The organism is Cytobacillus sp. (assembly GCF_032154635.1).
Taxonomy (GTDB): domain Bacteria; phylum Bacillota; class Bacilli; order Bacillales; family Cytobacillaceae; genus Cytobacillus.
Window position 1 is genome coordinate 128,550 of record NZ_JALDXW010000011.1, and the last position, 6,754, is coordinate 135,303.

General features: G+C 34.9%; 9 protein-coding genes. 4 read left to right on the forward strand and 5 right to left on the reverse strand.

Going from position 1 to position 6,754, the window contains the following annotated elements; all coding sequences use genetic code 11:
* The first annotated feature begins 24 nt into the window (after window positions 1-24).
* Together RUH74_RS10265 and RUH74_RS10270 are read left to right on the forward strand one after the other, a co-directional pair.
* Window positions 25-915, forward strand: a complete 891-nt coding sequence (locus RUH74_RS10265; RefSeq protein WP_313800207.1) for an aminoglycoside phosphotransferase family protein — start codon at window positions 25-27, stop codon at window positions 913-915.
* An 82-nt stretch (window positions 916-997) separates the two neighbouring features.
* Entirely contained in the window at window positions 998-1,873 is an 876-nt protein-coding gene (locus RUH74_RS10270) for an AraC family transcriptional regulator (protein ID WP_313800208.1), read from the forward strand.
* A 91-nt stretch (window positions 1,874-1,964) separates the two neighbouring features.
* On the opposite strand, the gene RUH74_RS10275 is transcribed toward RUH74_RS10270, so the two are convergent.
* The 3 genes from RUH74_RS10275 to RUH74_RS10285 form a co-directional block, all read right to left on the reverse strand.
* Entirely contained in the window at window positions 1,965-2,942 is a 978-nt protein-coding gene (locus tag RUH74_RS10275) for a DUF2268 domain-containing putative Zn-dependent protease (protein WP_313800209.1), read from the reverse strand.
* A 100-nt stretch (window positions 2,943-3,042) separates the two neighbouring features.
* Window positions 3,043-3,243: a hypothetical protein gene (locus RUH74_RS10280; RefSeq protein WP_313800210.1), complete on the reverse strand. Its 201-nt coding sequence runs from the start codon at window positions 3,241-3,243 to the stop codon at window positions 3,043-3,045.
* Between the two features lie 29 nt (window positions 3,244-3,272).
* The gene (locus tag RUH74_RS10285) at window positions 3,273-3,770 is read right to left on the reverse strand and encodes a GNAT family N-acetyltransferase (RefSeq protein ID WP_313800211.1); all 498 of its coding nucleotides are present in this window, start codon (window positions 3,768-3,770) and stop codon (window positions 3,273-3,275) included.
* A gap of 362 nt (window positions 3,771-4,132) precedes the next feature.
* Between RUH74_RS10285 and RUH74_RS10290 the strand changes: the two genes are divergently transcribed.
* Window positions 4,133-4,690, forward strand: coding sequence for an isochorismatase family protein (locus tag RUH74_RS10290; protein WP_313800212.1), 558 nt, complete (start codon window positions 4,133-4,135; stop codon window positions 4,688-4,690).
* Window positions 4,691-4,711: 21 nt separating this feature from the next.
* The gene (locus RUH74_RS10295; RefSeq protein WP_313800213.1) at window positions 4,712-4,954 is read left to right on the forward strand and encodes a hypothetical protein; all 243 of its coding nucleotides are present in this window, start codon (window positions 4,712-4,714) and stop codon (window positions 4,952-4,954) included.
* A 120-nt stretch (window positions 4,955-5,074) separates the two neighbouring features.
* On the opposite strand, the gene RUH74_RS10300 is transcribed toward RUH74_RS10295, so the two are convergent.
* Window positions 5,075-5,728 carry an HAD family hydrolase gene (locus RUH74_RS10300; RefSeq protein WP_313800214.1) on the reverse strand — a complete coding sequence of 218 codons (654 nt, stop codon included), beginning with the start codon at window positions 5,726-5,728 and terminating at the stop codon, window positions 5,075-5,077.
* 60 nt (window positions 5,729-5,788) lie between these two features.
* Entirely contained in the window at window positions 5,789-6,556 is a 768-nt protein-coding gene (locus tag RUH74_RS10305; protein WP_313800215.1) for a 3-hydroxyacyl-CoA dehydrogenase, read from the reverse strand.
* Between the last annotated feature and the right edge of the window lie 198 nt (window positions 6,557-6,754).

A 6,754-nucleotide genomic window follows, 5' to 3' on the forward strand; every position in this document is an offset into this window, starting at 1 on the left:
TTATATAAAAAAGAGGTGTACTTTATGTTGCAGGATGATAGGCTAACGATTGTGAAAAAATCATTTCCCCAATTAGAAATAAATGAAGTACAAATTAATAATAAAGGCTGGGATAATGATATTCTCATCATAAATAATGAGATTGTCTTCCGCTTCCCAAAATCAGAACAGCTTTTAACAAAAGTATTGAATGAAATGCAAATACTTCATCATTTAGCATTGAAAAAAACGAGTATCAAGATACCGAAATATGAACCTGTATATAGTGATAGTAGATTAATAGGTGTTAAATATCCCTTAATTAATGGAGAGTCTTTAAGTGAAGTTTCTGATTGTCTATTAAATGAAAAGCTTGAAAATGCAAAGCTAATTAGTGATTTTCTAACTAAACTGCATAGCATTGATTGTTCAAATATGAATGAGACTACTTTAGAAACGATTCACACACCTTATTATTGGGAAAGACTATATACTTCCGTTAAACATGATGTCTTCCCTTTTTTAAGTACATACCAGAAAAATGAGATTAGCGAAGTATTTATTTCCTTTATAAATAACTATTCAAATTTATCCTATCAAAAAACGATCATACATGGGGATTTGACTGCATCAAACATCATTTATAATAAAACTCTAAACCGAATTGAAGGCATTATTGACTTCACTGACGCCCAATTCGGTGATCCAGCATTTGATTTTGCAGGGTTATATTGGACATTTGGTCCTGATTTCACAAAAGAGGTTTTATCCTTTTACACCTCACTAGAAAGTTCTGATTCTATTTTTAAACGAGTAAGTTCTTTTTATGGCTTACAGCCTGTATTTCATGAATTATTGTACGCCTTGAAAAATGAGCAAAAGATAAATTGGGAATCCGCCCTTGATAGATTCTTTCAGCTTAAATTATTACTATAGATCCCCCCTGCAAAATCGTGCATGAAAAGTCGGATGGAACATTTTAGCCCCTGCTATTCTAAGGATGAAGGAGGTCATTACAATGGATTTGCTGAAACACATGAATGAGGCACTTAAGTATATTGAAAATAATCTTACAGATGAAATTGACTTTCAAGAAGTCGCTCGGATTGCATTATGCTCGGAATATCATTTTAAAAGAATGTTTTCCTTCCTATCAGGCATGACACTTGCAGAATATATCCGTCACCGCCGTCTAACCCTCGCAGCATTTGAATTAATAGAATGCAACGTGAAAGTCATTGACCTTGCGATAAAGTACGGATATAGCTCCCCTGATTCATTTACAAGAGCTTTCCAGCAGATGCACGGGATTACGCCATCGGAAGCAAGGCATACTGGTCATTCAATCAAAGCTTATCCTCCCATGACCTTCCATTTATCAATTAAAGGGGGAAAAGAAATGAACTACCGTATTATTGAAAAAGAGGCATTTCGCATTGTTGGCCTTAAGAAGAGAGTACCTATTATTTTCAATGGAGTAAACCCCGAGATCGCATCTATGTGGAAAAGTCTAAGTCGTGACACGATCAATCAACTTAAAAATCTATCCAATGTTGAACCGATCGGGCTTCTTAGTGCATCTACCAACTTTTCTGAAGGGAGAATGGAGGAAAAAGGCGAGCTCGATCACTATATTGGGGTAGCTACAACGATGGAATGTCCTCTGAACCTAACACAACTTGAAGTCACAGCTTCGACATGGGCTGTATTTGAAGCTGTTGGCCCATTTCCTGATGCATTGCAAAACGTTTGGGGACGGATATATTCTGAATGGTTTCCGACCTCTCATTATGAACAAGTTGAAGGTCCAGAAATCTTATGGAATAAAGATAAAGATGTAACCTCACCTGCTTTTGTCAGTGAAATATGGATTCCAATTAAGAAAAAGAAATAATGTGTAGGCACTGCTTGTCTAACTAAGCACTCTAAAAACCTGAATAATATCCTTAATAGGACATTATTCAGGTTTTTCTTGTCACATCACTTTACTCGTATTTTTCAGCGTATTTTCCTTTCTCAAATATTTCCTTTGCACTCATGGCTGTCCATTCTTCAATGGTTGCCTTTGGATTCAGATCTAAGTATGCTTTGACCATTTTGCACCCTTCACTATATCCGTATAAATGCGGAAGGTCATTGCCGCCAATAATAATTTCATGAGACCGATTAAAATCATATTTGCCTAGATCTGCTTCAATCTTCGACCAAGATTCTTTCTCGTAATTCATATTTATTGGGGTAATAACATGTTCAGGGTAAACTAATTTTTCGAACATGACTGCCTTCCCTTCAAAAATTAGATTATCAAGTACGGAGAAGGATATATTTTTTCTGAAATGCTTTTCAGTCCAAACACTGTGGTAGTATTCATGAGCGATTCCTGCCTGTATTTTCCCTTCAGTATAATACATATTATATAAAACGATTATTTTCCCAACACCAACATTTATCATTGCATAATTCTTATTTTCAGCAGGAAATACACATACTGTTGTTTCCTTATCAGAAGGCAAATAGGATGCTGATTTTTCTAATGCTTCTTTGATTATTTTATTTGTATCTTCCTTTTCTATTTTTTTGATTGTTTTTTTCAATTCAGTATAACGGGTTGGTGCCACATTAAGGAGAGATTCTGCCATATGAATATATTCTGCATCTCGAAAACATTCATTGTAAATCGGATCAATTACTTCTTTTTTATATGTATCAATCTGAGAAGCATCTGGATTTTTTTCCATCGTATCTATGTAATTAGTAAAAAGCTTATATACATTAACTATTTTATCTGTTTGACCTGTTTGTGAATTCTTAAATGATTCAAACATCCCTTCAGAAAACTGGCGGTTTTTTCGTACATTTTGTTCATTGGCAGAAGCAGGATCCTTTTGCTCACAAGCAGCCATTATAGTAATAATTAGCATTAGCATACTTAAATAGAATGGAATTTTTATAACATGATTCACAACTTCCTCCCCCTATTATGTAATACTGCATTTATCATAAAATGAAGAAACGCTACATGATTCAAATTCATTGCCAGTTTTTCTGCCGGAGATGACACATTTACAATTTCTTTTTGAATAGATCAATTAAATAAAATACCTGTGCAATGATGAATGCAAGCAAAAAAACGACAATCGTTCCAAAAATATAAACAACTTCTTCAGCAGGGTCGCCGCCTCCCATAAAAACAGCTCCTAAAATTAGAAAAAGAATGATGATAATCATAATAGTTAAAAAGAAACTACTAATATACTTTGACATACACAGCTCCCCTCATGCTAAATCTTCTTTCAAAGCAACTTAGCCATATAGTATTCATCAACATATTCTTCATTTATTAATAATGAATGTTTCTTTATTCCTTCTGTAACAAACCCCATTTTTTTATATAATCCCAATCCTGCTTCATTATTTGCGATAACTGTTAATTCTAATCTGTGGATATGATGTTCAATTGCCCATTCTTCAAGATATTTAAATAATTTTGTACCTACTCCTCTCCCCCTGTATTCATGTAATATCCCAATAACAAGATAGGCTGAATGCTTTTTTCTCTTCGCATTACTGCCGATTGCAATTAAGTATCCAATTAAACTATCATGATCTTCTGCTAGGATAATGGTAGAATTCCCCTCTTTTTCCATTGCTTCTATTCTTCGTTTCTGTTGATCGGGTTCCATCACTCTTTCACCAGGTTCAAAAAGCATATATTTTGATTCGTTTTCAACTGTCTTGACTAATTTAACAAACTTTTCTGAATCATCCGGACGAATGCATCTAATCAACATTTATTTTCACTCCACTTAAGTTGTTGTATTTTTGAGGAAAATATGAATCAATCAAATAATATTGCTTGATACTACTTTATATGTAGTTGTTTTCCTGTTGTTTCCATTTTATCACACGATTATATAATATTGCATAATCTTAATATTTTTTACTCTCCTATCCTTAATAAACTTGCTTTAGCATTTGCCAGATCTTCCTTTCACAAAATACGATTTCATTTGCCCTCTCTCTATTAAAAAGATTTAAAAATAAATACGAAACTTTCAAATTTTTTCTATAGATTCATTTAAAAATAAAGGATTATGTCCCCTTAATGACGAAAAAGAGTTGGAACAACTTTATATGAAAAGAGGTCATTCTATTGAAGCAAGCATTGCTAGTCATCGATGCCCAGCAAGAATTAATTGATGGCAATGAAAAAGAGGAAAGTGTCCTTAATAAAGAAATGTTAATCAGTAATATTAATACTGTTGTTAAAAAGGCGTTAGATTCAGACGCATTAGTCATTTTTATTAGAGATACAGATGTCGCTAATGGGGAAGGTACAGGATTTCAAATCCATCAGGAAATTATAGTACCTCCTGCTGCCAAAACATTTGATAAGAAGGCGACAAATTCTTTTTACGGCACACCATTATTGGATTATTTAAAAGGCAATCAAATTGAGCATCTTGTAATGATGGGGTGTAAAACGGAACATTGTATTGACACTGCTGTCAGAACAGCAACTGTTAATCATTTTGATGTCACATTGGTAGGTGATGGACACTCTACAACAAATTCTTCTATTCTGACTGCAGAACAGATCATTAATCATCATAATAAAATCCTTCATGGGCATTACAATGTTGATCACTTTTCTATGGTTAGAAATACTCAAGAGGAATTATTTAAACCAGCCCATAATGATTATCGTTGATTAAACTTTGTGAGGGAGAACATGGACAATATTGATAAAAGGAAGCGATTAGACGAAGCTCCGTTTAGCTACAGAGTCACCAAAAACAATAAAGTATTTATTGAATATAATAAAAAACAAGTGAAAATTTTAAGCGGGAAAGATGCTGAAAGATGTCTGGAGAAAATTAAACAAGCGGAAGATGAAAAAGCTGTACAATTGCTATTAGCGAAGCTCACTGGTAATTTTAAAAGAGGAAATGAACGTTCTGAACAAAAGGAATAATCGTTTGAATGGGTAGGGAGTAGGATAATGGCTGCACCTACTCCCTAACATACACCCACAGTGAATACGTATCCTCAGGAAAGCTTTTGCTTTTGCTGAACCTATCAAAATAGTACCTACTCAAAGTAGAATCTCCTCTTTTACTAACGCTTCCTTAAATTTTGATACACTATAGAACGTAAGATTAGGCTCAAATGTAAACTCAGAAGTTTGATAATTTGGCAGCCACTGCACACCAATTGTAATAACGTCTGCTTGAATCCCTGCATGAATATCAGCATCACTGTCACCTAAGAAAATAGCTTCACTAGCTGAAATTCCAAGCTGCTCCAGTGCCTTGTAGATTCCTTCCGGATGTGGCTTTGGCATATTTACATCATCACCAGTAATAATGACATCAAACATATTTTCCATATTAAGATACTTCAATGAAATATTTAAACTTCTTCTAGCTTTCCCCGTTACTATCCCTAATTTGTACTCTTCTTTCTTTAAGAATTGAAGTAATTCCTTGATTTCTTCATTAATATAATTATTTTCACTATGTTTTTCATCATATTTTTTATAAAAATGTTCTATAGCCTGATAATGATTTTTATTTTGGAGATTTTCAATAATAATACCTGTCTCCGACGGTCCAAACATCGCTTTAATTTCATCAGTCGTACAATCCTTATTGTCAAAATCCTTAAATACTGCCTGGAACGCGTAAAAACAAATAGGCAGTGTATCCGCAATGGTTCCATCAAAATCAAAAATAATCGCTTTTAGCATTTATGCACCCCAAATAAATTATTTTTTCCACTTGAACAATCACTGTCTTTATTCCTCCGTTTACCTTGGCTGCAGCCGAATCCCGCCATCCAAGCGAATCGTTTCTCCATTCAGCATTGGATTGGTAATTATGCTTTCTGCCAGCATGGCATATTCTTCAGGGAATCCTAATCTTGATGGGAATGGCACCATACTTCCAAGTGAATTTCTTGCTTCCGCTGGAAGAGAATCGAACATGGGGGTATGGAACAGACCAGGGGCAATTGTCATCACTCGAATGCCATATACAGCAAGCTCCCTAGCTATCGGTAATGTCATGCTGACAACACCTCCCTTTGATGCACTGTATGCCGCTTGACCGATTTGCCCTTCAAATGCAGCGACGGAAGCCGTATTAATGATAACGCCTCTTTCGCCATGTTCATTTTCTTCATTTTGAACCATCCGCTCCACTGCCAGACGAATCACATTGAATGTTCCAATTAAATTAATCGAAATTACTTTCGTAAACATCTCTAATTCATGAATCCCTTTACGACCTAGAAGTTTTGCAGCATTTCCAATGCCTGCACAATTAATTACGGTGTTGATAAACCCAAACTGCTCATATCCATAATCAATCGCTTTCTTTACAACCGCCTCATTTGTTACATCTGCTATTTTATAAAGAACTTGATCTCCCAGTTCAACTTTTAGCTTTTTTGCTCGCACTTCTGACACATCGAGAATTAGCGCTTTGCCGCCATTTTTCACAATATTTCTAACAGTTGCTTCCCCTAGTCCGGAAGCTCCACCAGTCACAATCGCCCGACAACTCTTTATGTTCACTTGAACCCTCCCACAGTAATTGTTTTGTTTATGTCTTCTATTTTCTATATGAATTTTCCTGCAATAGTCTTAAGAATTTTCAAACTCCTGCTTATATGGTCCTGAACGACCTTTTTCCTTTTTTCACTCGAAAAAAGTCCTTCATTCCCATGATGAAGGACTTTCCCTCACGTTTTTCTTTCAAGAAGGGACTTCATT

Bases quoted from the DNA above. Each gene is read 5' to 3' on its own strand.
- RUH74_RS10280 (WP_313800210.1), bottom strand. From the start codon at position 3,243: ATGTCAAAGTATATTAGTAGTTTCTTTTTAACTATTATGATTATCATC.
- RUH74_RS10300 (WP_313800214.1), bottom strand. From the start codon at position 5,728: ATGCTAAAAGCGATTATTTTTGATTTTGATGGAACCATTGCGGATACA.
- RUH74_RS10265 (WP_313800207.1), top strand. From the start codon at position 25: ATGTTGCAGGATGATAGGCTAACGATTGTGAAAAAATCATTTCCCCAA.
- RUH74_RS10285 (WP_313800211.1), bottom strand. From the start codon at position 3,770: ATGTTGATTAGATGCATTCGTCCGGATGATTCAGAAAAGTTTGTTAAA.
- RUH74_RS10295 (WP_313800213.1), top strand. From the start codon at position 4,712: ATGGACAATATTGATAAAAGGAAGCGATTAGACGAAGCTCCGTTTAGC.
- RUH74_RS10270 (WP_313800208.1), top strand. From the start codon at position 998: ATGGATTTGCTGAAACACATGAATGAGGCACTTAAGTATATTGAAAAT.